This window comes from Massilia sp. Bi118 (genome assembly GCF_918697865.1).
Lineage (GTDB): Bacteria > Pseudomonadota > Gammaproteobacteria > Burkholderiales > Burkholderiaceae_D > Telluria.
The window spans coordinates 12,636-38,535 of sequence record NZ_CAKKMV010000015.1 but is presented as its reverse complement, the minus strand read 5'-3'; the positions used below and the strand labels follow the sequence as shown (position 1 = coordinate 38,535).

22 protein-coding genes are annotated in these 25,900 nt (G+C 67.6%); 17 read left to right on the top strand and 5 right to left on the bottom strand.

Features of this window, described 5'->3' with window-relative positions; all coding sequences use genetic code 11:
• Together LQV39_RS20515 and LQV39_RS20510 are read left to right on the top strand one after the other, a co-directional pair.
• A complete protein-coding gene (locus tag LQV39_RS20515; protein WP_230028499.1) occupies positions 1–1,143 on the top strand; it encodes an acyl-CoA dehydrogenase family protein in 1,143 nt (380 codons plus the stop codon).
• Positions 1,140–1,604 carry a MaoC family dehydratase gene (locus LQV39_RS20510; protein WP_374199454.1) on the top strand — a complete coding sequence of 155 codons (465 nt, stop codon included), beginning with the start codon at positions 1,140–1,142 and terminating at the stop codon, positions 1,602–1,604. Before LQV39_RS20515 ends, LQV39_RS20510 begins: the two co-directional genes overlap by 4 nt.
• On the opposite strand, the gene LQV39_RS20505 is transcribed toward LQV39_RS20510, so the two are convergent.
• The 5 genes from LQV39_RS20505 to LQV39_RS20485 form a co-directional block, all read right to left on the bottom strand.
• A complete protein-coding gene (locus LQV39_RS20505; RefSeq protein ID WP_230028493.1) occupies positions 1,601–2,521 on the bottom strand; it encodes a diguanylate cyclase in 921 nt (306 codons plus the stop codon). The two genes, LQV39_RS20510 and LQV39_RS20505, sit on opposite strands and share 4 nt — an antisense overlap.
• Entirely contained in the window at positions 2,518–7,017 is a 4,500-nt protein-coding gene (locus LQV39_RS20500; RefSeq protein ID WP_230028487.1) for a PAS domain-containing protein, read from the bottom strand. Before LQV39_RS20500 ends, LQV39_RS20505 begins: the two co-directional genes overlap by 4 nt.
• Positions 7,018–7,056: 39 nt before the next feature.
• Complete coding sequence (locus LQV39_RS20495; protein WP_230028481.1) at positions 7,057–8,274, bottom strand: acyl-CoA dehydrogenase family protein; 1,218 nt, start codon at positions 8,272–8,274, stop codon at positions 7,057–7,059.
• Positions 8,275–8,349: 75 nt separating this feature from the next.
• Positions 8,350–9,414 carry a phosphotransferase gene (locus tag LQV39_RS20490; protein WP_230028475.1) on the bottom strand — a complete coding sequence of 355 codons (1,065 nt, stop codon included), beginning with the start codon at positions 9,412–9,414 and terminating at the stop codon, positions 8,350–8,352.
• Between the two features lie 87 nt (positions 9,415–9,501).
• Complete coding sequence (locus tag LQV39_RS20485; RefSeq protein WP_230028468.1) at positions 9,502–10,197, bottom strand: histidine phosphatase family protein; 696 nt, start codon at positions 10,195–10,197, stop codon at positions 9,502–9,504.
• A 230-nt stretch (positions 10,198–10,427) separates the two neighbouring features.
• On the opposite strand from LQV39_RS20485, the gene LQV39_RS20480 reads away from it, so the two are divergent.
• The 15 genes from LQV39_RS20480 to LQV39_RS20410 all read left to right on the top strand — a co-directional run bounded on the left by LQV39_RS20480 (position 10,428) and on the right by LQV39_RS20410 (position 25,891).
• Positions 10,428–12,134 (top strand): GspE/PulE family protein, encoded by a 1,707-nt coding sequence (locus tag LQV39_RS20480; RefSeq protein WP_230028461.1) that lies wholly within the window; start codon positions 10,428–10,430, stop codon positions 12,132–12,134.
• A 3-nt stretch (positions 12,135–12,137) separates the two neighbouring features.
• Positions 12,138–13,385 (top strand): type II secretion system F family protein, encoded by a 1,248-nt coding sequence (locus tag LQV39_RS20475; RefSeq protein ID WP_230028454.1) that lies wholly within the window; start codon positions 12,138–12,140, stop codon positions 13,383–13,385.
• Entirely contained in the window at positions 13,382–13,858 is a 477-nt protein-coding gene (locus LQV39_RS20470; RefSeq protein WP_230028448.1) for a type II secretion system protein, read from the top strand. Before LQV39_RS20475 ends, LQV39_RS20470 begins: the two co-directional genes overlap by 4 nt.
• 64 nt (positions 13,859–13,922) lie before the next feature.
• Complete coding sequence (locus LQV39_RS26435; RefSeq protein ID WP_290368616.1) at positions 13,923–14,450, top strand: type II secretion system protein; 528 nt, start codon at positions 13,923–13,925, stop codon at positions 14,448–14,450.
• 46 nt (positions 14,451–14,496) lie between these two features.
• Complete coding sequence (locus LQV39_RS20460) at positions 14,497–15,063, top strand: prepilin-type N-terminal cleavage/methylation domain-containing protein (protein ID WP_290368615.1); 567 nt, start codon at positions 14,497–14,499, stop codon at positions 15,061–15,063.
• Positions 15,053–15,679: a type II secretion system protein gene (locus LQV39_RS20455; RefSeq protein WP_230028436.1), complete on the top strand. Its 627-nt coding sequence runs from the start codon at positions 15,053–15,055 to the stop codon at positions 15,677–15,679. Before LQV39_RS20460 ends, LQV39_RS20455 begins: the two co-directional genes overlap by 11 nt.
• On the top strand, positions 15,676–16,680 hold the full coding sequence (locus tag LQV39_RS20450) for a prepilin-type N-terminal cleavage/methylation domain-containing protein (RefSeq protein WP_374199453.1): 1,005 nt from the start codon (positions 15,676–15,678) through the stop codon (positions 16,678–16,680). The genes LQV39_RS20455 and LQV39_RS20450 overlap by 4 nt, the downstream gene beginning before the upstream one ends.
• Positions 16,677–17,099, top strand: a complete 423-nt coding sequence (locus tag LQV39_RS20445; RefSeq protein ID WP_230028426.1) for an agglutinin biogenesis protein MshP — start codon at positions 16,677–16,679, stop codon at positions 17,097–17,099. Before LQV39_RS20450 ends, LQV39_RS20445 begins: the two co-directional genes overlap by 4 nt.
• Positions 17,099–20,374, top strand: a complete 3,276-nt coding sequence (locus tag LQV39_RS20440) for a DUF6701 domain-containing protein (RefSeq protein WP_230028425.1) — start codon at positions 17,099–17,101, stop codon at positions 20,372–20,374. Before LQV39_RS20445 ends, LQV39_RS20440 begins: the two co-directional genes overlap by 1 nt.
• Before the next feature lie 143 nt (positions 20,375–20,517).
• Complete coding sequence (locus LQV39_RS20435) at positions 20,518–21,459, top strand: agglutinin biogenesis protein MshI (RefSeq protein WP_230028423.1); 942 nt, start codon at positions 20,518–20,520, stop codon at positions 21,457–21,459.
• Positions 21,456–22,109 (top strand): PilN domain-containing protein, encoded by a 654-nt coding sequence (locus LQV39_RS20430; protein WP_230028421.1) that lies wholly within the window; start codon positions 21,456–21,458, stop codon positions 22,107–22,109. Before LQV39_RS20435 ends, LQV39_RS20430 begins: the two co-directional genes overlap by 4 nt.
• The gene (locus LQV39_RS20425) at positions 22,106–22,807 is read left to right on the top strand and encodes a hypothetical protein (protein WP_230028419.1); all 702 of its coding nucleotides are present in this window, start codon (positions 22,106–22,108) and stop codon (positions 22,805–22,807) included. The genes LQV39_RS20430 and LQV39_RS20425 overlap by 4 nt, the downstream gene beginning before the upstream one ends.
• Entirely contained in the window at positions 22,804–23,187 is a 384-nt protein-coding gene (locus LQV39_RS20420) for a hypothetical protein (RefSeq protein WP_230028417.1), read from the top strand. Before LQV39_RS20425 ends, LQV39_RS20420 begins: the two co-directional genes overlap by 4 nt.
• 23 nt (positions 23,188–23,210) lie before the next feature.
• Positions 23,211–24,983, top strand: a complete 1,773-nt coding sequence (gene mshL, locus LQV39_RS20415) for a pilus (MSHA type) biogenesis protein MshL (protein WP_230028415.1) — start codon at positions 23,211–23,213, stop codon at positions 24,981–24,983.
• On the top strand, positions 24,983–25,891 hold the full coding sequence (locus tag LQV39_RS20410; RefSeq protein ID WP_230028413.1) for an ExeA family protein: 909 nt from the start codon (positions 24,983–24,985) through the stop codon (positions 25,889–25,891). The genes mshL and LQV39_RS20410 overlap by 1 nt, the downstream gene beginning before the upstream one ends.
• Positions 25,892–25,900: the final 9 nt, after the last annotated feature.

Here is a 25,900-nt window from a genome sequence, read left to right as displayed (position 1 = left end):
ATGGACTTCGAATTCAAGGAAGAACAGCTGCAGCTGGCCGACGCCCTCAAGCGCTGGATCGCGCGCGACTACGGCTTCGAGACCCGCCGTGGCATCGTGCAGTCCGACGCCGGCGTGTCCGGCCAGGCCTGGGCCACGCTGGCCGAGCTGGGCCTGACCGCTCTGCCGGTGCCGGAAGAGCAGGGCGGCTTTGCCGGCGACGCCGTCGACATGTTCGTCGTGATGCAGGAGCTGGGCCGCGGCCTGGTGGTCGAACCCTATTTCGCCACCATGCTCGGCGCCGAGTTCCTGAAATTGGGCGGCGGCCACGGCGGCCTGCTCGAACAGGTGGCGGCGGGCGAACTGAAACTCGCCTGCGCGCTGGGCGAGCGCCAGTCGCGGTACGACATGCGCGACATTGCCACTAGCGCCAAACAGGATGGCGACGGTTGGCTGCTGGACGGTGAGAAGAAGGTGGTGCTGCATGGTGCACACGCCGGCATGCTGGTCGTCTCGAGCCGTAGCGGCGGCGCCCAGCGCGACGAGGACGGCATCACCCTGTTCGCGGTGCCTGCCGATGCGCCGGGCGTGCGCATCACCGGCTACCGCATGCTGGACGGCCAGCGCGCCGCCGACGTCCGCTTCGACGGCGTCAGGGTCGGCGCGGATGCCCTCATCGGCCAGCCGGGCGCGGGATGGAGCGTGCTGGAAGCGGCCCTCGATTACGGCGCCGGCCTGCTGTGCGCGGAAGCCGTCGGCGCGATGGATGCGCTGTTCGCCGCCACCCTCGACTATCTCAAGACGCGCCAGCAGTTCGGGGTCCCGATCGGTAAATTCCAGGCCCTGCAGCACCGCATGGCCGACATGTACATCCACCTCGAACAGGCGCGCTCGATGGCCCTGCTGGCGGCGGTACGCCTGCGCTCCGGGAGCGCTGCCGAGCGGCGCCAGGCGGTGTCTGCCGCCAAGTACCGGGTCGGGCAGGCCGCGCGCTTCGTCGGCCAGCAGGCGGTCCAGCTGCATGGGGGCATGGGCGTCACCGACGAGCTGCCCGCCGCCCACTACTTCAAGCGCCTCACCACCATCGAACTGACGCTCGGCGATGCGGACCACCACCTGGCGCGCTTCATGGCGCAGCCGGGCTTCACGGGGATGGCGGCATGAGCATGACGAAACCCGCCGAGTGGTATTTCGAGGACTTCTACCCCGGCCAGGAGATCGACCTCGGCACCCGCGGCGTGAGCGAGGAAGAAATCATCGCCTTTGCCAAGGCCTTCGACCCGCAGCCCTTCCACACCGACCGGGAAGCCGCGGCGCAGTCGATCTACGGCGGCGTGATCGCCAGCGGCTGGCACACCTGCAGCATGATGATGCGGATGGTGGTCGACGGGCTGATGGCGAAATCCTCGAGCATGGGTTCGCCGGGCCTGGACGGCGTGCGCTGGCTGGCGCCGGTGCGCGCCGGCGACACGCTCAACGTGCGTTACCAGACCACCCGCGTGAAAGCCTCGAACTCGAAGCCGGACCGCGGCGTGGTGTGGTCGAAGTGGGTGGCCATCAACCAGCACGGTGAGACCGTTTGTACGGTTGAAGGCATGGGCATGTTCGCCCGCCGTCCGGCTTAAGCTGTGCTGGTCCGGTACTGATTCCGCCCGCCGGCCTTGGCCTGGTAGAGCAGGGCGTCCGCCACCTGCACCAGGTCGGCAGGCAGGCTGTGCTCGCCCGGCACCATGGACGAGATGCCGATGCTGACCGTTAGGCGCTGGCTGGTGGGCGAGGCCGCGTGCGGCAGGTCCAGCATCTCCAGCTCGTGCATCAGGCGCCGCCCGACGCCGACCGCGCCCTGCTCGTCGAGCTGGGGCAGCAGGATCGCGAATTCCTCGCCGCCGTAGCGCGCCACCAGGTCCTGGCCGCGGCCGGCGGCGCGGCGCATTGCGCCGGCCACTTCCACCAGCGTGGCATCGCCGGCCGGATGGCCGTAATGGTCGTTGTACAGCTTGAAGTGGTCGATGTCGACCATCAGCAGCGACACCGGCAATTGCGCGCGGCCGCAGCGCCGCCATTCCATTTCCAGGCGCTCGTCGAAGGCGCGGCGGTTCGCGACGCCGGTGAGCGCGTCGGTCAGGATCAGGGCGCGCAGGGCGTCGCGCTGGCGCTTGACCGTCAACTGGGTCCGCACCCGCGCGCGCACCACGGCGGCGTTGACCGGCTTGCTGATGAAGTCGGCCGCGCCGGCGCCCAGTGCGCGGGTCTCGTCTTCCGGCGACTTCAACGCGGTGACGAAGATGACCGGGATGTCGCTGGTCTCGGGCGCGGCGAACAGCGCCTTGCACACGGCGTAACCGTCCATGCCCGGCATGACGGCGTCCAGCAGGATCAGGTCGGGATGCTGGCTGCGCGCGATCTCGAGCGCACGCGGGCCGTCCAGCGCGAACAGGACTTCGTGCTCGTCCTGCAGGGCAACATGCAGGATCTGGATGTTCTCCATGGCATCGTCCACCACGAGGATGCGGCCATTGACGGCCATATCGGTCCAGCTCATGCATCCTCCTCCTTGTCCAGTAAAGCGGCCGGCAAGGCCTCGACCAGGGCCGCCGCGGCGTCGAAGCGCAGCGTTGCCACCGCATCCGCCAGCTGCTGCACGGCCTCGGGCGACAGCCTTGCAAGGGCTGGGCGCAGCGCTTCGAACTGCGCCATCGCCTTCATGTTGTTATTTTGTAGCAAATCGCGTAAATGCGCCAACGCGTCCCGCAGGGGTGGTTGTTCAATGACTTTCCCGGCGCACCCCGGCGCCGGCGGACCGGCAGGGAGTTCGTCGGGCAGGCTGCGCGCCGCCTCCAGCACGGTTGCCAGCGCGGCCTCCAGCCTGGCCAGGCGCAGGGCGAGCGCAGCCTCGTCTTCCCCGCGCAGCGCGTGTTCCAGGTCCAGCGCCTGGCCGGCCAGCTCGGTGGCGCCGAGGTTGGCCGCGACCCCGCGCAGGCGGTGGATGGCCTGGCCGGCGCGCACCCGGTCGCCGGCCGCCAGCAGCGTGCGCACTTCGGCGATCACGCCGCCCTGCGAGGCTTCGAAGCGCCTGAACACCGCGGCGAAACCGGCAAAGCTGCCGCCGAAGCGCGGCAGCGTGGATTTCAGGTCGATGCCCGGCAGGAGCGCCGGCGGCATGGCCGGCGCCGGCGCCGCGGCGTCGGGACCGGCCGGGTCGCCCGCGAGCCGGCCGGTCAGGCGGCGCAGCGCGTTCACCAGTTCGTCGACGTCGATCGGCTTGGCCAGGTAGCCGTCCATCCCGGCCGCCAGCGCGCGCAAACGGTCCTCTTCCATCGCATTGGCGGTCATCGCCAGGATCGGCAGGGTGCCATAGCCCATCGCGCGGATCGCGCCGGCGGCTTCGAAGCCGTCCATGACCGGCATCTGCAAGTCCATCAGCACGGCGTCGTAATGCTGGCTGCGGTCGGCCAGCATGCTGACCGCCAGTTGGCCATTGCCGGCGAAGTCGACGCCGGCGCCGGCGTGCAGCAGCACGTAGTTCGCGACTTCCTGGTTCAGCAGGTTGTCCTCGACCACCAGCACGCGCATGCCGGCTAGCCGTCCGCCCAGCGGCGCCGCCGGGGCCGCCGGGGCGGGCAGCCCGCCATCCGCCAGCTCGGCCAGCGCCTCGTCCAGGGTGGCCGGCGTAAAGGGCTTGGCCAGCACGGCATCGACGCGCAGGTCGGCCGCCAGCGCGTCCAGGCGCTCGCGCTCCGGATCGGCCGCCAGCAGGGCGCAGCGCGGCATGGCGATGCCGCCGTCGGCGCGCGCGAAGGCCAGTACCGAGGCGCCGTCCAGGTCGGGCATGGCGCTGTCGATGAAGGCCAGGTCGTAGCGGCGCCCGCCGCGCAGCAGGGCCAGGGCCTCGGCGCCGGTGGCGGCGCGGTCCACGGCCCAGCCGCGGCCTTCGAGCGCCCGTGCCAGCGCCTCGCGGCTGCTGGTGTTGTCGTCGGCGACCAGCACGTGCTTGTTCTCATCCGGGGCAGCCAGTGCGGGCGGGGCGCCGGGCTCAAACCCGAACCAGGCCGAGAAACGGAAGCAGGCCCCTTCGCCGGGCCTGCTCTCGACGCGCAGGTCGCCGCCCATCAGCTCGACCAGGCGGCGGCTGATCGCCAGGCCCAGGCCGGTGCCGCCGTACTTGCGGCTGGTCGAGCTGTCGGCCTGCGAGAAGGCTTCGAACATGCGCTGCTGCTGGGCCAGGGCGATGCCGATGCCGGTGTCGCGCACCGCGAAGGCCAGCTCGACGCGGTCAGCAGCGAAGCCCACGGCCTCGATCGCCAGCACCACCTCGCCGCGCTCGGTGAACTTGATCGCATTGCCGACCAGGTTGAGCAGGACCTGCTGCAGGCGCATCGGGTCCCCGACCAGGCGCCGCGGGACCGCCGGGTCCACCGCGAACACCGGTTCGATACCCTTGTGCCAGGCGCCAGCCGTACCCAGCACCGCAATGCTGGCCAGGACGTCTTCGATGCGAAACAGCGTGCGTTCGAGCGCCAGTTGGCCGGCTTCGACCTTCGAGTAGTCCAGCACGTCGTTCAGCATGGACAGCAGCGAGCGCGCCGCCATCTGCATCCGCGTGACATAAGCGCGCTCGCGGCGCTCCAGCTTCGCTTCCTCGAGCAGGCGCGCCAGGCCGATGATGGCGTTCATCGGGGTGCGGATCTCGTGGCTCATGTTGGCCAGGAACTCGCCCTTGGCGCTGCTGGCCGCTTCGGCCGCGCGCAGGGCATCCTCGAGCCGCGACTGGGTCCGTTTCAGCTCGGTCACGTCGGCGTGCAGCATGTAGAAGCCGCGCACCCGGCCTTCCACGTCGAAGTCGGGGATATAGCTGCCCCAGGCGTGGATGACCTGCGTGCTGCCCTTGCGCTGCAACTGGCGCTCGAAGAACTGCGGTTCGCCGCGCAGCACGCCGTCCAGGTAGGGCTGGACCTGGGCCATCTGCACCTCGTCCAGCAGCTCCGCGGCAGTGTGGCCGATCACTTCGCCGGCCGGCCGTCCCAGCCACTCCAGATAGGGGCGGTTCGCGAACTGGCAGTGCAGCTCGGCGTCCCAATAGCCGACCAGGGCCGGCAGGTGGTCGGTCACTGTGCGGATCATGCGTTCGCTCTGTTCCAGGCGCTGGCTGGCGGCGCGCAGGGCGGCGTCGGTCTGGACCCGGACCGTGATGTCGCGGATGGTGCCGTGCAGGATGCCCTTGCCGCCGATATCGATACTGGTCAGCAGAACGTCGGCGTAGAACTGGGCGCCGTCGCGCCGCATGTGCATCCACTCGAACTGGTAGGTGCCGGTGTCGATCGCCCGCCGCATGTACTCATGTGCCAGTTGATCGGAGCGGCGGCCATTCGGCTGGAACTCGGGCGACACGCTGACCGGCGACAGCTGCAGCAGTTCGTCGGGATCGCGGCAGCCGAACAGCGTGGCCGCGGCCTGGTTGGCGCTGACGAAGCCGGCGCCGTAGGCGACCAGCACGTGGGCGTCGGCCGAGCCCTCGAACAGGGCGCGGAACAGGACTTCGTTGTCGCGGTTGCGCTCTTCCTGGGCGCGCCGCTCGGTGATGTCGAGCACCACCGCGTTGATGCCCGCCAGGTCGTTGTCCGGCCCGTACACCGGGTAGTAGCTGCACATCCAGTGGCGCATCACGCCCGGCTCGGCGGGTGAATCCCCGCTGTCCTCGATTTCGATCAGCGGCCGGCCGCTGGCCAGCACCCGGCGGTAGGGCTCCTCGACCGCCACGCCGCGCGCGCCCAGCAGTTCGGGCAGGGTGTGGCCGATGTGGGCCGCGGCCGGGATCGCATTCAACGCCGCCAGGTAGTCGTTGACCATGACGATGCGCAGCTCGCGGTCGAGGAAGGCCAGGCCGACCGGCGCGGTCGCGTACACGGTGGAGAGCAGGGCGTTCGAGCGCTGCAGCTCGTTGGTGCGCGCCGCCACCAGCGCTTCGAGGCGGGTCCGGTATTGCAGCAGGTCGCCCTCGACCTTGCGCAGCGCGCGCGCCACGGCGGCTGCCTCCTTGATGCGCAGTTCGGGAATCCGCAGCGGCTGGCCGCGCCCGAGATCGGCCGCGGGTTCGGTCAGGGCGCCGACGTCGCGCGCGATCGAACCGCCGATGCCCCAGGCCAGCAGCAGGCTGGTGCCGAGCAGGATGCCGATCCCGGCCAGGGTCGTGCCCGGGGCGCGGCCCAGCAGGTCGCGCTGGGCGTGGCGCGGAAAGCCGATGGTGACGGTCCAGTCGTGCGCCGGCGTGCTGGCATAGGCCGCATTGACGAGTTGGTGGCCGGGCCGGTCGAGGACCGCCCTGCCGCTCGGGCTGTGCGCCAGCGCCGCCTGCAGTTCCGGCGGGATCGGCGAGCCGATGCCGCGCACGGCTTCGCCGCTGCGCGCGACCAGGCGGCCGTGGTTGTCGTAGACCTGGGCGTCCCAGCGCTCGGGCAGCTGCTGGCCGGCCAGCAGTTCCGTGATCCGCCGCGGGCGCTGCTCGACCGAGAGGGCGTAGGCCACCTTGCCATCGCGCCAGACCGGCACCGCGATCGAGATCACCCAGGGCTGGGCCGCGTTCCCGCGATGCAGGCCGGAGGTGACCGAATCGCCGGTTTCGAAGACGCGCCGGATGTCGGACTCGTTGCCGCTGCTCGTGAGCGCGGTGCCCCAGGGGTGGCGGGTGTCGAGCAGGTCGCGGCCGTCGGCGGCGCTGAGGACGAAGGCATAGGCGGGGAATTCGGGACGCAGCACGCGGCGCGCGGCGGCGTAAAACCCGGCCAGGTCATCCTGCGCCAGGCTGGGCTGGCTGGCGAGCGCGCGCGCGGCGGTCTCGCCGTTGTCGAGATCGCGGTCGACGGCCGCCGCCAGGGCTCGCGCGATCATCTGCGCGTCCTGTGCCACGTGCAGTGCCTCGCGGCGGTCGGCGTCGCGTGCGAACGCGAAATAGCCGAGCAGGATAGGCAGGGCGCAGGCGAACACCAGGGTGATCAGCCGCGACCGGATCGAAGGATAAAAACGTCGTTGAAACAGCTGCACTGCGCGCTCCGCCACCATCGCGGTGCCCGTGCGCCGCGTTCAGGCGTATTTTGCCAGTTCCAGTTTGGCGATGGCGTTGCGGTGGACTTCGTCCGGCCCGTCGGCCAGGCGCAGCGTGCGGTTGCCGGCCCACTGGTAGGCCAGCGGGAAGTCGTCCGAAACGCCGGCCGCGCCGTGCGCCTGGATCGCCCAGTCCAGCACCTGCTGGGCGACGGTGGGCGCCAGCACCTTGATCATCGCGATCTCGGACTGGGCCTGCTTGTTGCCGACGGTGTCCATCAGCCACGCCGTCTTCAGGGTGAGCAGGCGCGCGGTGTCGATGCGGATGCGGCTCTCGGCGATGCGCTCGCGCCAGACGCCCTGTTCCGAGATCCTGCGGCCGAAGGCGACCCGGCTGTCGAGACGGCGGCACATCAGCTCCAGCGCGCGCTCCGCCACGCCGATCGCGCGCATGCAGTGGTGGATACGGCCCGGTCCCAGGCGGCCCTGGGCGATTTCGAAGCCGCGTCCTTCGCCGAGCAGGATGTTATTTGCAGGGACGCGCACGTTCTCGAACAGGATCTCGCAGTGGCCATGCGGGGCGTCGTCGTAGCCGAACACGGGCAGCGGGCGCTTGATCGTGATGCCGGGCTTGTCGTTGGGCACCAGGATCATGGTCTGCTGCCTGTGCCGGTCCGCGGAAGGGTCGGTCTTGCCCATCACGATGAACAGCTTGCAGCGCGGGTCGCCGGCGCCGGAGATCCACCATTTGTGGCCGTTGATGACATATTCGTCGCCTTGCCTCTCGATGCGCGTTGCGATATTGGTGGCGTCGGAGGAGGCGACGTCCGGTTCGGTCATCGCGAAGGCGCTGCGGATCTCGCCATTCAACAGGGGCTCGAGCCACCGCTGCTTGTGTTCCTCCTGTGCGTAGCGCTCGAGGGTTTCCATGTTGCCGGTATCGGGGGCAGAGCAGTTGAAGACTTCGGGCGCCCAGGCGACCCGGCCCATGATCTCGCACAGCGGGGCGTAGTCGAGGTTGGACAAGCCTTCGGGCGCGCGCTCGGAACGCGGCAGGAACAGGTTCCACAGGCCTTGCTGGCGGGCGAGGGGCTTCAGGCGTTCCACCAGTGCGGTCGGTTGCCAGCGGTTGCCGTTCGCGCCATTGCGGTCGACTTCTTCCTTGAAGGCTTTCTCGTTCGGGTAGATATGCTCGTCCATGAAGGCGAGCAGGCGGGTTTGCAGGTCGCGGCAAGCGTCGGAGTAAGCGAAATCCATGGGATGTTTCCTTCGTCTATATCGTCGTCCGCGCGAAGGCGGGGACCAAGTTCGGCCATCGGGCCGGCGGCGCGCCTAGCTGCTGCGGAGCGCAAACTGCCAGGCCATCTCCGCCATCGGCCGCGCGGCCTTGCCGTTTTCCAGCGCCTGGCTGCTCGCCGCGGTGCCGTCGACATAGCGCTTCATGATGCCCTGCATGATGCCGGCCAGACGGAACAGGTTGTAGGCCAGGTAGAAGTCGAAGTCCTCGCGGCGAATCGCGCGGCCGGTGCGGCGGGTGTAGGCGGCGATGTACGCGTCTTCGCTGGGGATGCCCAAGGCCGGCAGGTCGAGGCCGGCGATGCCGCGGAACTTGCCGGGCGGGATATGCCAGCTCAGGCAGTGGTAGGAGAAGTCGGCGGCCGGATGGCCCAGGGTCGACAGCTCCCAGTCCAGCACCGCCAGGATGCGCGGCTCGGTCGGGTGGAAGATCATGTTGTCAAGGCGGTAGTCGCCATGGACGATGGCGGTGTCGTCGCCCGGCGGGATGTTCTTCGGCAGCCATTCGATCAGCTTGTCCATCGCTTCGATTGTTTCGGTCCGGGAGGCCTGGTACTGCTTCGTCCAGCGCTCGATCTGGCGCGCGAAGTAGTTGCCCGGCTTGCCGTAGTCGGCCAGCTTGACATCCGTGTAATCGACCGTGTGCAGCTGGGCGATCACGCGATTCAGTTCATCGTAGATGGCGGCGCGCTCTTCCCGCGTCATGCCGGGCAGGGGCTGGTCCCACAGCACGCGGCCCTCGACGAACTCCATCACGAAGAAAGCGCGCCCGATCACGGCTTCGTCCAGGCACAGCGCGTACTGGCGCGCGACCGGGAAGCCGGCCTTGTGCAGGGCGTCCATCACACGGAATTCGCGGTCGATGGCGTGGGCGGAGGGGAGAAGCCTGGCGGCGGGGCCGGGCTTGGCTCTCAGTACGTAATGCTTGCCTTGGCTCGAGAGCTTGAAGGTCGGGTTGGATTGCCCGCCCTTGAACTGCTCCACGCCGGGCGCGCCACCCGGGTAGCCATCGACGTGCTGCTGCAGCCAGGCGCCGAGGGCTTCGGCGTCGAAGCGCTGGCGTTCGGATACGGGCTTGGTGCCCATCATTTCTTCAAACATTCCACCCCCCGTCGTTCCCGCGGAGGCGGGAACCCAAGTTGTTTTTATCGGAAAATCATACCCCGCGCACGAACGAGCGTGCTATTTTCAGCGCGACTTCCGGTACTGCTCGAACAGCAGCTCCATCGTGGTCGCCCGCGCCGCCGGTTGCAGCGGATCCGGCGGACTGTGATTCACGCAGCGCACGACCCAGTCCCGCTCCTCGTCGCCGACGTCGAGCGCATTGATGCAGCCCGGCGCCTGCGCGAGCCCGCCCAGGAACAGGCGTTGGCCAGTGAGGGCAAGCGACAGGATCGCGCAGTTGACGCCGCCGTGCAGGACCAGCAGCACCGTGTCCCAGCCGGCGTCGGCGCGCAGGCGGGCGATGGCGGGATGGACCCGGTCCATCAGCTCGCCGACCGATTCGCCGCCCAGGAAGCGCTGTTCGGCCGGCACCAGGCCCTCGAAAGCGCCGGTGAAGGCCCGCTTGAGCTCATCGGTAGGGATCGTCGAGAGCCGGCCGCCGCGAATCTCTTCCAGTTCCGGCCACACCTGGGGCGCGATGGCCTGCCCGGTCAAGGCTAGCACCCGCGCCGCCGTCTCCACCGTACGTGGCAGCCCCGACACAATCACCCGGTCGAAGCGCACGCCGGCCGCCGCAAAAGCATGCCCGGCCGCGTCCGCCTGCGCCCGCCCATCCTCGTTCAGCGGCACGGTCTCCGGCAGATACGGCTTACCCGCCCCATCGAAATAAGTGACGCTGCCATGGCGCATCAGAAAAATCCGCCGGCGTCCAGTTGTCATACCGTCTCCATTTGCGTTCTCTCAAACCGGGGGGCAGACCCCGAATTTTGGCAATTTCTCATCAGTTGTTTCCAAAAATTGGGGTCTGACCCCGATTTGATGTTGGTCATCTTACATGGCGATGGGGCTTGACGTTACGTATGGACGACAGAAACTAATTCCTTAGGTCAATTTCTCGACTTTCTGTTTTACAATTGAAGGACTAGTCCTACAAAACGTTAAAGGGTATCATGGCGAGGCCAGAAAAAGTCCGGCTCGGGGAAATCCTGGTGCAACAGAAGCTGCTGTCGGAAGAGCAGCTGAATGCCGCTCTGGCCGACCAGAAGCGCTCCGGGCGCAAGCTGGGCCGCGTGTTCGTCGAGAGCGGCTTCGTCACCGAGGAGCAGATTTCGGGCGCGCTGGCGCGCCAGCTCGGCATCCCTTACATCAACCTCAAGTTCTACAACATCAACCAGGACATGGTCCGGCTGCTGCCCGAGACCCAGGCGCGCCGCTTCCGCGCGCTGGTGCTGGAAGACCGCTCCGAGACGGTGCTGGTCGGCGTCTCCGATCCGACCGACCTGTTCGCCTACGATGAGATCGCGCGCCTGCTGAAGAAGGGCGTCGAGCTGGCCGTGGTCAACGAGACCGAGGTGCTGCAGGCGATCGACCGCATCTACCGCCGCACCGGCGAGATCACCGGCCTGGCGCGCGAGCTGGAGCAGGACCTGGGCGACTCGACCTCGGTCGACTTCGGTGCGCTGGCCTCCAGCTCCGGCCTCGAAGAAGCGCCGGTGGTCAAGCTGCTGCAGTCGGTGTTCGACGATGCCGCCCAGGTGCGCGCCTCCGACATCCACATCGAGCCGCAGGATGGGCGCCTGCAGATCCGCTTCCGCATCGACGGCGTGCTGCACCTGCAGACCGAAGCCGACATCAAGATCGCGACGCCGCTGGCGCTGCGCCTGAAGCTCATGGCCGATCTCGACATCTCGGAAAAGCGCCTGCCGCAGGACGGCCGCTTTGCCGTCAAGGTGAAGAACCAGCGCATCGACGTCCGTATCTCGACCATGCCGACCCAGTACGGCGAGTCGGTGGTCATGCGTCTGCTGAACCAGGTCGGGATGAACCTGCGACTGGATGCGATCGGTATGCATCCGCGCCTGGTCGAGCGTTTCCGCGCCATCGTCCAGCGCCCCAACGGCCTGGTACTGGTGACCGGGCCCACGGGTTCCGGCAAGACCACGACCTTGTATAGCGCGCTGGCCGAACTCAACTCGGTCGAGAAGAAGCTGATCACGGTCGAGGACCCGGTCGAGTACCGCCTGCCCGGCATCAACCAGGTGCAGGTGAACGACAAGATCGAACTGAATTTCGCGCGCGTGCTGCGCAGCGCGCTTCGCCAGGACCCGGACATCGTGCTGGTCGGCGAGATGCGCGACCAGGAGACCGCCCAGATCGGCCTGCGCGCCGCAATGACCGGCCACCTGGTGCTCTCGACCCTGCACACCAACGATGCGGCGTCGACCCCGCTGCGCCTGATGGACATGGGTGTGCCGCGCTACATGGTGGGCGGCTCGCTGCAGGCCGTGCTGGCCCAGCGGCTGGTGCGCGTGATCTGCGAAAGCTGCACCCAGCCGCATGCGGCGCCGGCGCCGGAACGCGCCTGGCTGCGCGCGGAACTGGGCGACAAGGCCGAGAGCGTGCCGCTGTTCCATGGCCGCGGATGCTCGCACTGCAACGGCACCGGCTACCGCGGCCGGACCGGGGTCTACGAGCTGCTGGAGATGACCCGCGCGGTGCACGAAGCGATCAACCATCCGGACCCGGGCCACTTCCTGAAGGCGGCCCACGCCGAGATGCGCGGCGAGACCCTGCGCCGCAGCGCGGTGCGCCTGGCGGTGCAGGGCAAGACCACGGTGGCCGAAGCCATGCGCGTCAGTAACCAGCTCGAGGACTAAAGCGTGCCCTTCTTCGCCTACAAAGGCCGCAACGGAAGCGGCGAACTGGTGGCCGGCGTGCTGGAAGGCGCGGACAGCGGCGCCATCGCCGACCAGCTGTTCGGCGGCGGCGTGACCCCGCTCGAGATCAGCCCGACCACGCGCAAGGCTTCGTCCACCAGCGCCGGCGGCGAGAAAGAAGGACTGTGGGAGCGCCTGACGGCGAAGAAGGTGACCTCGCTCGACGTCCAGCTGTTCAGCCGCCAGATCTACACCCTGCTGAAATCCGGCGTGCCGATCATGCGCGGCCTGGCAGGCCTGCAGGAGTCGGCCGTCAACAAGAGCTTCGGCATCGTGATCCGCGACCTGCGCGAATCGCTCGACGCCGGCCGCGAACTCTCGAACGCGATGCGCCGCCACCCCGACGTGTTCACGCCTTTCTACCTGGCGATGGTGCGCGTGGGCGAGATGACCGGCCGCCTGGAAGAAGTCTTCCTGCGGCTGTTCGACCACCTCGAATTCGACCGCGACATGCGCGAGCGCGTGAAGACCGCGCTGCGCTACCCGACCTTCGTGATGATCGCGATGGTGGCGGCCATGATCGTGGTGAACGTGTTCGTGATCCCGCAGTTCGAGAACGTATTCAAGAGCTTCCACGCCGAGCTGCCGCTGATGACGCGGATCCTGATCGGTACTTCGCGCTTTACGGTGGAATGGTGGCCCGCCTTCCTGGCAGGCGGCATTGGCGCCGTGGTCGCCTTCCGCAGCTGGACCGCATCGACCCCCGGCCGGCTGGCCTGGGACCGTTTCAAACTGCGCCTGCCGATCGCCGGCAAGATCATCCACAAAGCCACCATGGCCCGCTTCGCCCGCAGCTTCGCGCTGTCGATCCGCAGCGGCGTGCCGATCGTGCAGGCGCTGACCGTGGTGTCGCAGACCGCCGATAACGCTTATTTGTCCCTGCGCATCGAGCAGATGCGCGATGGCGTCGAGCGCGGCGAGAGCATCCTGCGCACCGCCACCAACGCCCAGGTCTTCACGCCCATCGTGCTGCAGATGATCGCGGTGGGCGAAGAGTCGGGCTCGCTCGACGACCTGATGGACGAAATCGCGATGATGTACGAGCGCGAAGTGGACTACGAACTGAAGACCCTGTCGAGCCAGATCGAGCCGATCCTGATCACCTTCCTCGGCGTGCTGGTGCTGGTGCTGGCGCTGGGTATCTTCCTGCCGATCTGGGACCTGGGCAAGGCTGCCCTGCACAACAAATGAAGACGCAATCGAATAACAACGGGCAGGGCGGCTTCACGCTGCTGGAATTCGCCCTGGTGGTGGTGGTGTCGAGCATCCTCAGCGCCATCGCGCTGAACCGCTACGAATTTTATCGCGAGCAGGCCGAGATCACGGCGGCGCGCCAGGTCGTGGCTGCGCTGCGCACATCGCTGCAGGCGCGCAGCGCCCAGCTGGCATCGGATGGCCGCCAGCAGGACCTGCAGAAGCTCGCCGTCGACAATCCGATCGAGCTGCTGTCCTGGAAACCGGCGAATTACCTGGGCGAGTACTACGCGCCGGACCCCAAACAGATCGGCCAGGCCGGCTGGGTGTTTGACCCACGCGACAAAACCCTTGTGTATTTACCCAAGAATACCGAAAGTTTTTCTTTCAGCACATCAAGATTGCTCAGATTCAAGGTAGAATTTATTCGCACAAGTAAAAGCCTGGCCCTGAATCAAGTCAGCGGATAGGCGGTCGTTAATACCCACAAGCGGCAACCAATCCGCAACCCACTTCACACATTCGGAGAAACTAATGAACAAGAACTTCAAGGTCCAGGCGCAGGGCGGTTTTACCCTGATCGAACTGATCGTCGTGATCGTTATCCTGGGCATCCTGGCGGCGACTGCGCTGCCGAAATTCGCCAACCTGGGCGGCGATGCGCGCCTGGCGAGCCTGAAAGCGGCCGGCGGTTCGCTTAACTCGGTGGCGGCAATGACCCATGGCCGTTACCTCGCCAACTCGACCGGCACCCCGCTGAGCTCGATCAGCCTGGAAGGCAACCCCGTGGCGATGAGCACTACCACCGGTTACCCGACCGCTGACGGAGCTCTCGCCACCGCCGCAGGCATCAACATTGCTGACTACACGATCCTGAGCGCGGCCGCCGCCGCTACCGCCACCACCCCGCGCGTGCCGGCCAATTCGATCGTGATCATTCCGAAAAGCGTTGCCGGCACCTCGACCGCCCGCACCTGCTACGTGACCTATACCGAAGGCCGTAACGCTACCAATCCGGCGCCGACCATCGCCGTCTTCCCAACGTCCGGCGACCAGTGCTGATCGCTTGATGGATGACCGTGGTTGCCGTTCGCTAACTCCTTCCAGGATGCGTGGCCGCCACGGCTCTTCCGTACGCGCCGCCGGCTTCACAATGGTCGAACTGATCGTCGTGCTGATCTTGGTTGGCATCCTCGGCGCCATTGGCGCCGCACGTTTTTTTGACCGCGCCGGTTTCGACGCCGCCGCCTTCGGCGATCAGAGCGCCGCCATGCTGCGCTATGCCCAGAAGCTGGCGATCGCCCAGAGACGCAAAGTGTACGTGCAGACCAGCACTTCCGGCCTGAGCCTGTGTTACGCCAGCGCCAGCCCTTGTGGCACCGCCGATCGCGTGCCGGCGCCGTCCGGTGCCAACAGCGGCAGCTCGGCCACGCGCGCTTTCTGCACCGGCGGCGGCGCCTACGACCCGGCCTGGGATTGCGAAGGCGTCCCCACCGGCGCCACCCTGAGCCTGAACCCGGGCGCGCCCGGCAACATGTATTTCGATGGCCTGGGCCGCCCCTACCTTGCCGGCGATAGCGGCGACAGCAGTTTCGTGGCCCTGACCCTGACCATCAAGGGCGACGACGTGACCCGCACCGTGTCCGTCGCGCAGGAAACCGGCTATGTATTCTGAGCGCCCGGCCTTGCGCCAGCGCGGCGTGACGATGATCGAACTCATTCTGTTCATCGTGATCGTCGGCATCGCCGTCGGCGGCATCATCACGGTAATGAACATGACCAGCCGCGGCAGCGTCGATCCGGTGCGGCGCAAACAGGCCCTGATCATCGCCGAAGGCCTGCTGGAAGAAGTCGAACTGGCCAGGTTCTCGTACTGCGACCCGGCCGATCCGGCGGCCGACGATGCCGACAACACCACGTCTACCGCCGCCTGCACGGCCGTCCCCGAACGCTGGGGCCAGCTGGCGCCGGAGCCCACGGCTTCCGGCCGGCCTTACGACAACATCAACGACTACGTGACGGCGCCGGACACCTGGACCACCTCGTTCAACAATGGCGCCGGCGACCTGGTCGACGCCAACGGCGTCAAGCTGGACGTGACAGGCTATAGCGCGCGCCTGAAAATCACGCCCGCGCTGCTGGGCGGGATCGGCAACGACCTGACTGCGCCGCCGAACGCCGCCAACACCGCCGACGCCAATGTCCTGCGCATCACTGTCGAAGTCAGCTACGACGGCGAATCCGTGACCCTGGACGGCTACCGCCTGCGCTACGCGCCCAATCATCTATGACGCGACTGCCGGTCCGGTTCCGCCGCAGCGGCGGCTTCACTCTTGTCGAGGCGGTCATGACGATCGCCATCATCGGCATCATCGGCGGCATCGTCGCCGTGTTCATCCGCGCGCCCATCCTCAGCTACCGCGACACGGTCGACCGCGCCGAGCTGACCGACCAGGCCGACCTGGCGCTGCGCCGCATGGCGCGCGACATCCGCCTGGCGCTGCCGAACAGCGTGCGCGTCAGGGAGACCACCGATGACCAGGGCGTGCATGCGGGCGCCCATCTGGAACTGCTGCTGACCCGTTCCGGCGCCCGCTACCTGACCCCCAGCGACGGCGTGGCCCTCGCCAAGACGCTCAGCTTCGAAGATGCCGGCAAGCGCGACTTCCTGGCGCTGGCGCCGCCCAGGACCTTCGACGAGGTGCGCGTCGGCGACTTCGTGGTCGTGTACAACCTCGGTCCGGATCTGGCGCCGGCCGACGCCTACAGCCTGGAAGCGACCGGCGAGATCGCCGGCAATGCCGGCAAGCCGGGGAACACCGCGGGCTGCCCGGCCACGTCTCCCGTGACGGCGGCCGGCAATATCGCCCGCATCTGCGCCTTGACGCCGCCTTCGACGGTCAACGACGCCGAGCTCGGCGCGCCGGTACGGACCATCACGCTGGCCGGCAATCCTTTTGCGCTGCAGCCGATGGCGATGGCCTCGCCGCTGCAGCGCTTCCAGGTCATCTCGGGCGCGGTCAGCTTCTACTGCGCGAAGGGCACGGATGGCCGCTGGGTCCTGTGGCGCGCCTGGGACTATCCGATTACGGCGATGCAGGCCGTACCGGCCGGCGGCAAGCGCGCCATGGTCGCTTCCGGCCTCGACACCTGCGACGACATCTTCGCCTACGGTTCCGCAGCCTCCCAGCGCACCGGTCTGGTACGCATCGCGCTGGCCCTGCGCGGCCGTAACGAGAACCCACCCGTCATCCGCCTGGTGCACCAGGTCCACGTGGACAACACGCCATGAACCGCATGCTCCGCCTGTCGCGCCAGGCCGGCGTCGGCATCGTCACCGCGATCTTCCTGCTGGTCGTGCTGGCCGGCCTGGGCGTCGCCATGGTCGGCATCTTTACCTCGCAGCAGGCCAGCGCCAACGTCGACCTGCTGGGCGCGCAGGGCTATCAGGCCGCGCGGGCAGGGCTGGAATGGGGGATTTTCCGGGCGCGCGCCGGCAGCTGCGCGGCCTCTACCTCGTTCAGGATGCCCGCCGGGACCTCGCTGTCCGCGTTCACGGTGGTCGTCGGCTGCACCGCTTACGGCGCCGATCCCATGGTCCGCCATGTGATCACAGCGGAGGCCTGCAACATGCCGGATGCGGCGGCCACCAGCTGCCCCGAGGTCAACAATGCCGAATCGGTGCGCCGCAAACTGGAGGCCGAACTCTGATGCGTTTCATCTCCACCCAGCTGCTGGCCTTCGTGGCCGGGCTTCTGCTGCTTGCCGCCGGCCTGCCGGCCCGCGCCGACACCCCGGTCTCGCTGCTCCTCAGCTTCCGCGGCAACGTCAACTTCGTCGGCACCGAGGAAGTCTTGCGCGTCAAGAACAACAACGATCCCTGCAGCCTGGTCAAGACCGGCACCGTCCTCTACGCCGCGCTGTCCGGCATTCCGAAGGGCGCCACCATCAAGAGCGCGCAGCTGTACTGGGCCGGTTCCGGCAACACGGGCGACTACAAGGTCACCTTCGACGGCACCGACGTGACGGCGCCGCTCAAGTCGGACACCACCGCCAACCGCCGCTACACGGCCAAGGTCTACGCCAACGGCACCTATTACAATTATTTCAGCGGCGCCGCCGATGTCACCACCATCGTCAGCAAGAAGGGCAACGGCACCTACAGCTTCAGCGGCCTGACGGTCGATAACGGCAGCCCCTGGTGCGCAGTACAGGGCGTGGTCGGCGGCTTTGCCCTCGTCGTGGTCTATTCGCACCCGGACGAACCCTTCCGCATGCTGAACCTCTACGAAGGCTTCCAGTCCTTCCAGAACACCAGCCTGAAGATCGACCTCGGCGATTTCAAGGTACCGGACCCGCTGCCGGCCAAGGTAACAGGCCGCGTCGGTCACATCACCTGGGAGGGCGACCAGACCCTGTCGCAGGGCGGCGAGCAACTGCTGTTCAACGACACCGAAATGGTGAGCACCTATCCCTACCCCTACCAGAATTACTGGTTCAACCCGCCGGGCAACCAGTTCAACTCGGCCAGCAACGTGACCGGCGATGCGACCTCGTACGGCATCGACTTCGACGTCTACACCCTCACGTCGCCGACCATCAAGCCGGGCCAGCGCACCGCCACCACGACCTACCGCTCAGGCCAGGATATGGTCATCCTCAGCGCCGAGATCGTGGCCATGCCCTACGTGGCCAACGCCGACCTGGCGCTGGCCATGACCCGTACCGGGGACCTGACGGTGGGCACCCAGTCCAGCTATACGCTGACCGTGACGAACGGCGGCGTCGACGACGAAGTGGGACCGGTGACGGTGGTGGACACCCTGCCGGCCGGCCTCACTCTGGATTCCGCCGGCGGCACCGGCTGGACCTGCACCAGCGTCAAGAGCAGCACCAAGACCGTGGTCACCTGTACCCAGGACGGGCCGGTGAAGGCGAACGCAAAGATGTCGCCGATCGTCATCAAGGTGACGCCCAGCGCCGCCGGCAACTACACGAATTCGGCGACGGTGTCCGGCAAGACCGGCGACGACAACAGCGCCAACGACACGGCGACGAACGCCGCTACCGCGGCCACTCCCGCCGCGGCGGCCGCTTACGTGCTGACCAGGGAGATATGCACGGTTGGCGCCACCATCGTCAGTAACGCGGAAGATGCCGGATGCCACAAATTCAGCGGCCCGGTCACGGCGGCGGACGGTACGACGCCGGTCTACGTCACCTCGGTCGCGACCGTCAACGGCCAATTGGTGGCCAGCAAGAAGAGTGACACCGATACCCTGGTGCCGCTCGAATTCAAGTTCGGCTGCACACCGGCGTCGACGGTCGGCATCGGTTACGCCAGGGGCGCGTTCAGCTGCAACAAGGCCGACTGGACCCCGATGCAGGTCAAGTTCCAGGCGGGGCGGGCCTCCGCCGTCGCCAGCGACGGTTCCGCGCCCCTGTTCAGTTTTGCCGACGTCGGGCGCCTGACGATGAGCATGCGTTCCGGCACCACCGAGAGCCCCACGGTCGGTTTCGTGTCCCGGCCCTCGTACATCGGTTTCGATTCGATCGAACGGACGAATGCAAACGGCGGCTATCGCGACCAGAAGGGCGACGCCGACAACGGCTGGCTCAAGCTGGACCGGGGTTTCGTGAAGGCCGGCGAGCCCTTCATCATGCGCATTTGCGCGCGCATGGCGGACAAAATATGCGCCCCGAGCTTCGGCCTGGAGGCGGAAGCCGCCGATTTCGACTTCCAGCTCGACGTCTTCGCTGTGAACGTGAAGGGCTTGCCCAAGCTGCCGATCACGACCAACGATACCGAGCGCCTGGTGCGCGAAGCCTTCGTGATCAACTCCAAATTCAGGCGCAACTCGCTGTATCCCAACATGTACACCGCGCAGGCGACGTGGTACGAGGCCGGCATGCTGGGCATCACGCCGCGCCTGACGGAATACCTGGGCACCGGCCAGGTCGGCGGCTCGTCCGCGGCGCCGGACAGCGCCGGGCGCCTGGTGGCGGGCACGCGCGTGGTCGGGCGTTTCTATCCCGATCACTTCGTGACCGATACCACCGCCAAACTCGACTGCCTGCCGCCGATGAACTGCCCGACCGCGGCCGGCTACGAGGTGGAGGGGGCGGTGTATTCGATGCAGCCTTTCGATTTCGGCATCCAGGCCTACGGCTTGCCAAAGGCGAATGGCGAAGCCACCTTGCTGAAGCTGTTCCAGAACCAGATCATCGACCCCGCCAGCCCGCGTCCCCTGACCCTGACGGCGGCCAAGGCGCCCAACCTGTCGCAGATACCCGACGTGGGCCGCTTCGACAGCGACCCGAGTGCGCAGCTGAAGCCGCCGGCCGCGGCCGACGATTACCCGGAGCAGAAGGGCATCGCGGTCTGGCGCCTGGGCGACAAATACGATCCGGCCAAGCGCACCGTCAACACCTGGGGCGCGCCGACCGCGATCTACCTGCGCGCCAGCATGAAGGAACTCAGGGGCGCGGACCCATCTCCCGGTTACACCGAAGAGAACATCACCTCGATGACGCCCGCCACCGCGGCAGCCGGCACGCGCTACGAGGACGGCCTGGTGGTGGTCGCCGGCCGCCTCGATGTGGCCAACGTATTCGGCTCGGACCTGCTGCGCCTGCCGGTGCCGCTGACCGCGCAGTACTGGAGCGGCAGCGCCTGGCTGCCGAGCATCAAGGATGACAACAGCGTCGCATCCAGCATCAAGCCGGTCAGCTGTATCCGGGCTTTCGCCCAGAACGGGGCGTCGGGCGCCTGCAAGGCCAGCCCGCTGACGGCCACCGGCGCCGTCCCGGTTCCCCTGAAGGCGGGCAAGGGCATCCTGACCCTGCAGGCGCCGGCGCGCGGCACGCAAGGCAGCGTCGACTACACGCTCGACAGCGCCGACGCACCCTGGTTGCCCAGCACCCAGGCGCGCGCGACCTTCGGCGTCTACAAGAGCCCCTTGATCTACCTGCGTGAGGTGTATTGACAACGCCGGCCGGTCGAAATGTGGTGGAAACCGGAAATATTTTTCCTGAGTGAAAAAATGGTATCGGCTTTTTACACAGGTTGAATATAATCAAGGGTCTAGCGAAGATTCCTCGAAACTCAAGAATATCCACGACCCGCCGAATGCGTTTTTTCAGGAAAGCACAACAGACACAGGCCTGGCTCGCGATGGTGCTGCAGCGCGACGGCATCGCCGCCGCCAGCGTTCGCCGTGCGCCCGAAGGCAAGCCGGCGGTGACGCTTGCTTCCTTTTTTCCGGGCGCGGCCAGCGTCGACGCACTCGAAAAGGCGGGCAAGGAGCTGCATAGCGCAAACTACCGCTGCACCACGGTGCTGGGCGGGGGCGACTACCAGTTCATGACGGCCGAGGCGCCCAACGTGCCGCGCGAGGAACTCAAGACCGCCATGCGCTGGCGCCTGAAGGACATCCTCGACTTCCCGGTCGACCAGGCCACCTACGACGTGCTCGACATCCCGCTCGACCCGAACGCCGCCGTGCGACCGCAACAGAGCGTGTTCGCGGTCGCCGCGCGCAACAGCGTGATCCAGGCGCGCCAGAAGCTGTTCATGCAATCGAAGATCCGCCTGCGCACCATCGACATTCCCGAGATGGCCCAGCGTAACCTCTCGGCCCTGCTGGAGCCGGAAGGCCGCGGCCTGGCCATGCTGTCCTTTAGCGAGGACGGCGGCCTGCTGACCGTGTCCTGGCGCGGCGAGCTGTATCTGTCGCGCCGCATCGACGTGACCCTGGCCCAGCTGCTGGATGCCGAGCCCGAGCGCCGTAACCAAAGCTTCGACAAGATCACCCTCGAGCTGCAGCGCTCCCTCGACAACTTCGAGCGCCAGTTCTCCTTCATCAGCGTAGCCAAGCTGGTGCTGGCGCCGAGCGGCGCCGCCGGCCTGCAGGAATACCTGTCCAGCAATCTGTACACCCGTGTCGAGACCCTCGACCTGGGCCAGCTGCTGGACCTCGGCGGCATCCCCGAACTCGAAGGCGCGGCGCGCCAGCAGCGCTTCTTCGTCGCGATCGGCGCGGCGCTGCGCGTGGAGGAGGGGGCGGCATGAGCCAGCAGATCAACCTGTTCAACCCCGAGTTCCTGCAGAAGAAAAAGATCTTCACCGCGAACACGATGGCGATCGCCCTCGGCGTGCTGGTGTTCGGCCTGGTGGCGGTTGGCGTTGCGGCCCGCGTGCGCGTGGCCGGCCTGCAGGCCCAGGCCGACAGCGGCGCGGCCCAGCTGGAGAAGACCCAGAAGCGCCTGGCGAGCGTCACGGCCGAATTCACGCCGAAGAAGGAAGACCCGCGCCTCGCCGAGGAACTGGGCCTGGCCCAGGGCGAGCTGGCGGGCCTGAAGGAGGTCGCCGGCGTGATCGAACGGGGCGAGCTTGGCGACAAGCAGGGCTATGCCGAATACTTCCGCGCGCTGGCGCGCCAGAGCACCGAAGGGCTTTGGCTGACCGGCGTGCGCATCGAAGGCGCCGGCCTCGATATCGGTGTGCGCGGCCGCGCGATGGACCCGGCAATGGTGCCGGGCTTCCTGGGCCGCCTGCGCAACGAGCGCGTCATGCAGGGCAAGCCGGTCGGCAGCCTGCAGATCGGTGAGGCCGCCGCGTTGAAAACGGTCCGCGACGGCAAGGAGACCAGTGCGCCGGCGCCCTACGTCGAATTCAGCCTGCAGTCGGCGCCCCCGGCGCATGCGGGAGACAAACCATGAAGCAGCAGTGGCTGAAACTCGCCGCGCGCATCGACGCCCTGAGCCAGCGCGAACGCATCATGAGCTTCGTGGCCACCGCCGCGGCCCTGGCCTTCATCGCCCACTTCAGCGCGATCGGCCCGCTGCTGCGCAAGCAGGAACTGCTGCGCAGCCAGGTCGTGCAGCAGCAGAACAACATCGCCGGTATCAACGAACAGATCGCCCAGAAGCTGCAGGAAGCCGAAGCCGATCCGGACGCGCCGGTGCGTGCGCGCCTGGCCGCGGTGCGCGAGGAATCCGGCCGCCTGAGCGAGAGCCTGCGCGCGATGCAGCAGGGCCTGGTGGCGCCAGAGCGCGTGGCGCCGCTGCTGGAAACCATCCTGCGCGCGAATGGCCGCCTGAAGATGGTATCGGTGCGCACGCTGCCGGTGGAGCCGCTGAGCGGCATCGGCGCGAAACAGAACCCCGCCGACCCCGCGACCGCGGCGGCAGGCGCCGTGAAGACCGCCGGCAAGCGCGAGCTGCTGTTCCGCCACGGCGTCGAACTCACCGTGCGCGGCAGCTACCTCGACATGGTCGACTACATGACCGCGCTGGAGAGCCTGCCGACCCAGCTGTTCTGGGGCAAGGCCCAGCTCGACGTCGAAGAATACCCGAGCGTGCGCCTGACCCTGACCCTGTACACCCTGAGCCTGGACGAAAAATGGATGAAGCTGTGAACCTGCCCAAAGCTGCCGCGCTGGCCCTGCTGTTCGCCCTGCAGTTTGCCGTCCCGTGCGCGCAGGCGGAAACGCTGCAGGACCCGACCCGGCCGCCGGCTTTGGCCATCGCGGTGAACAATGCGCCTGCTGCCGCAAGCGCCGGTCCGCGCCTGCAGAGCATCCTGGTCGCGCGCGAACCGGGCGGCCGCCACCTGGCCGTGATCGACGGCGAGACCGTGCGCCTGGGCGAGCAGTTCCGCGGCGCGCGCCTGGTCCGCATCGGCGACAACGAGGTCGAGCTGGTGCGCGGCACGGAACGCCAGGTGCTGCGCCTGTACGAGGAGACCGCCGGCGTGACGCCGGCGCACGCGACCGCGCCGAAACAGGCGCGGCGCTGAGAGCCCGGGAAGAGGACGAACCCATGCGACACATATTTTCCATGACGGTGCTGGCGGCGGCGCTTGCGATGGCAGGCTGCCAGACCGCGCCGGCCACCGGCACCTACGACCAGATCAAGCGTGACGTCGCCACCGCGGCCAGCGGCCGGCCAGCTGCCGCGCCGGCGGTCGACGACGCCGTCGCCAACGCGCTGCTGCCGCCGGCCGCCAGCCTGGCGACCCAGCTGCCGAAGGCGCGCCCGGCGCTGGAAGAGCGCTTCAACGTCTCCTTCAACAACGTCCCGGCGCAGCAGTTCTTCCGCGCGATCGTCGCCGGCACCCGCTACAACATCCTGGTGCATCCTGACGTCGGCGGTTCCATCACGGCCAACCTGAAGGACGTGACCCTGCAGGAGACCCTGGACGCGGTGCGCGAGATGTACGGCTACGACTACAGGATCGACGGCACCCGCATCTCGATCAAGCCGCTGACCATGCAGACCAAGATGTTCCGCGTGAACTACCTGATCGGCAAGCGCGCCGGCGTATCGAACCTGCGCGTGTCCTCGACCTCGGTGTCGAACGCCGTGAATGGGCAGAACGGCCAGAATGGCCAGAACGGCAGCCAGGGTTCGAATCAGAACAACCAGAACAACCAGAACGGCGCCAACGGCCAGAACCAGAACCAGGTCGAGAGCACCGACGTCAGCACCACCTCGAGCACCGACTTCTGGGGCGACCTGAAGACCTCGATCGAAGCCATCGTCGGCTCGAAAGAGGGCGGACGCAGCGTGGTGGTCAGCCCGCAGTCGGGCGTGATCGTCATCCGCGCCATGCCGGACGAGCTGCGCAACGTCGACGCCTATTTGAAAGCGACCCAGCTGGCGGTCGACCGCCAGGTGATCCTGGAAGCGAAGATCCTCGAGGTCGAGCTGAACGACAGCTTCCAGAGCGGCGTGAACTGGGCATCCTTCGCCTCGATCAAGAGCGGACATGACAACCGCGTCTCCGGCGGCCTGGTGGCCCCCGGTTCGACCCTGACTCCGCTGCCCTTCGGTGGCGGCCAGCCGGCCACCATCAGCGATCCGAGCACCGGCCTGTCGGCCAGCTCCGGCTTCTCGTTGTCGAACGCCGCCGGCGCGGCCGGTTCGATGTTCGGCCTGGCGGTCCAGACCAGCAACTTCGCGGCCCTGATCTCCTTCCTCGAGACCCAGGGCACGGTGCACGTGCTGTCCAGCCCGCGCGTGGCGGCGGTGAACAACCAGAAGGCCGTGCTGAAGATCGGCACCGACGAATTCTTCGTCACCGGCGTGACCACCAACACCAACGCGACCGCGGCCGGCACCACCACCACGCCGAGCGTGACCCTGCAGGCCTTCTTCTCGGGCGTGGTGCTGGACGTGACCCCGCAGATCGACGAGAAGGGCAACATCCTGCTGCACGTGCACCCCTCGGTGAGCCAGGTCTCGACCGTGAACAAGGCCGTGAGCCTGGGCTCGGCCGGCAACCTGAACCTGCCGCTGGCGGCCTCCGCCACCTCGGAACTGGACAGCATCGTGCGCGGCTCGAACGGCCAGGTGGTGGCAATCGGCGGCCTGATGCGCCAGTCCTCGACGGCCGACAACTCGCAGGTGCCGGGCGCGGGCAGCGTGCCGGTGCTGGGCAACCTGTTCGGCGCCAAGAAGCGCGTGAACCAGAAGCGCGAGCTGGTGGTGCTGATCAAGCCGACCATCGTCGAAGGCATCAGCAACTGGAACGACGACCTGCTCGACGCCGGCCGCCGCATCGAACAGCTCGCGCCGCGGGGGATGCGCTGATGTACGGCGCCCATTTCGGCCTGCGCGAGGCGCCCTTCGGGATCACGCCGGACACCAGCTACTTCTTCGGCAGCCCGGGTTCCCAGGAAGCCTTGAACACGCTGCTGGTGGCGGCGCGCAACGGCGAAGGTTTCATCAAGATCACCGGCGAAGTCGGCACCGGCAAGACCCTGTTGTGCCGCAAGTTCATGGCGACCCTGGGCGACGGTTTCGTCACCGCCTACATCCCGAACCCCTTCCTCGAAGCGCGCACCCTGATGCTGGCGCTGGCCGATGAACTCGAGATCAAGCTCGAAAAGGACGTCGACCAGCACCGCCTGCTGAAGTCCATCACGGAGCGGCTGCTCGAACTGGCGGGGCAGGGCAAGCGCGTGCTGCTGTGCCTCGACGAGGCCCAGGCGATTCCGGTCGAGAGCCTGGAGGCCCTGCGCCTGCTGACCAACCTGGAAACCGAGAAGCGCAAGCTGCTGCAGATCGTCCTGTTCGGCCAGCCGGAGCTGAACCGCAAGCTGGAGCTGGAATCGATCCGCCAGCTGGCCCAGCGCATCACCTTCCACTATCACCTCGGGCCGCTGAGCCGCGACGACCTGGATTTCTACGTGGCGCACCGCCTGCGCGTGGCCGGCTTTGCCGGTGCGCGCCTGTTCTCGGGCGGCGCCATCGCCAAGCTGTACAAGGCCAGCAGCGGCGTGCCGCGCCTGGTCAACGTGCTGGCCCACAAGGCGCTGATGCTATGCTACGGCGAAGGCGGCCACTCGGTGACGCGCGCGCACGTGAACGCGGCCGCGCGCGACACCCTGGCCACCAGCGCCGGCGGCAAACGCGGCCGCCGGCTCCTGCCCTGGGCGGCGCTAGGCGCGCTGCTGGCCGGCGCGGCCGCCAGCGTCGGCTGGGTGATTACACGATGATGAGGCTGC

What these genes read in the sequence shown, in the direction of transcription:
- LQV39_RS20515 (WP_230028499.1), top strand. Translation starts at nt 1, where the DNA reads ATGGACTTCGAATTCAAGGAAGAACAGCTGCAGCTGGCCGACGCCCTC.
- LQV39_RS20510 (WP_374199454.1), top strand. Translation starts at nt 1,140, where the DNA reads ATGAGCATGACGAAACCCGCCGAGTGGTATTTCGAGGACTTCTACCCC.
- LQV39_RS20505 (WP_230028493.1), bottom strand. Translation starts at nt 2,521, where the DNA reads ATGAGCTGGACCGATATGGCCGTCAATGGCCGCATCCTCGTGGTGGAC.
- LQV39_RS20495 (WP_230028481.1), bottom strand. Translation starts at nt 8,274, where the DNA reads ATGGATTTCGCTTACTCCGACGCTTGCCGCGACCTGCAAACCCGCCTG.
- LQV39_RS20490 (WP_230028475.1), bottom strand. Translation starts at nt 9,414, where the DNA reads ATGTTTGAAGAAATGATGGGCACCAAGCCCGTATCCGAACGCCAGCGC.
- LQV39_RS20485 (WP_230028468.1), bottom strand. Translation starts at nt 10,197, where the DNA reads ATGACAACTGGACGCCGGCGGATTTTTCTGATGCGCCATGGCAGCGTC.
- LQV39_RS20480 (WP_230028461.1), top strand. Translation starts at nt 10,428, where the DNA reads ATGGCGAGGCCAGAAAAAGTCCGGCTCGGGGAAATCCTGGTGCAACAG.
- LQV39_RS20470 (WP_230028448.1), top strand. Translation starts at nt 13,382, where the DNA reads ATGAAGACGCAATCGAATAACAACGGGCAGGGCGGCTTCACGCTGCTG.
- LQV39_RS26435 (WP_290368616.1), top strand. Translation starts at nt 13,923, where the DNA reads ATGAACAAGAACTTCAAGGTCCAGGCGCAGGGCGGTTTTACCCTGATC.
- LQV39_RS20460 (WP_290368615.1), top strand. Translation starts at nt 14,497, where the DNA reads ATGCGTGGCCGCCACGGCTCTTCCGTACGCGCCGCCGGCTTCACAATG.
- LQV39_RS20455 (WP_230028436.1), top strand. Translation starts at nt 15,053, where the DNA reads ATGTATTCTGAGCGCCCGGCCTTGCGCCAGCGCGGCGTGACGATGATC.
- LQV39_RS20450 (WP_374199453.1), top strand. Translation starts at nt 15,676, where the DNA reads ATGACGCGACTGCCGGTCCGGTTCCGCCGCAGCGGCGGCTTCACTCTT.
- LQV39_RS20445 (WP_230028426.1), top strand. Translation starts at nt 16,677, where the DNA reads ATGAACCGCATGCTCCGCCTGTCGCGCCAGGCCGGCGTCGGCATCGTC.
- LQV39_RS20440 (WP_230028425.1), top strand. Translation starts at nt 17,099, where the DNA reads ATGCGTTTCATCTCCACCCAGCTGCTGGCCTTCGTGGCCGGGCTTCTG.
- LQV39_RS20435 (WP_230028423.1), top strand. Translation starts at nt 20,518, where the DNA reads ATGCGTTTTTTCAGGAAAGCACAACAGACACAGGCCTGGCTCGCGATG.
- LQV39_RS20430 (WP_230028421.1), top strand. Translation starts at nt 21,456, where the DNA reads ATGAGCCAGCAGATCAACCTGTTCAACCCCGAGTTCCTGCAGAAGAAA.
- LQV39_RS20425 (WP_230028419.1), top strand. Translation starts at nt 22,106, where the DNA reads ATGAAGCAGCAGTGGCTGAAACTCGCCGCGCGCATCGACGCCCTGAGC.
- mshL (WP_230028415.1), top strand. Translation starts at nt 23,211, where the DNA reads ATGCGACACATATTTTCCATGACGGTGCTGGCGGCGGCGCTTGCGATG.
- LQV39_RS20410 (WP_230028413.1), top strand. Translation starts at nt 24,983, where the DNA reads ATGTACGGCGCCCATTTCGGCCTGCGCGAGGCGCCCTTCGGGATCACG.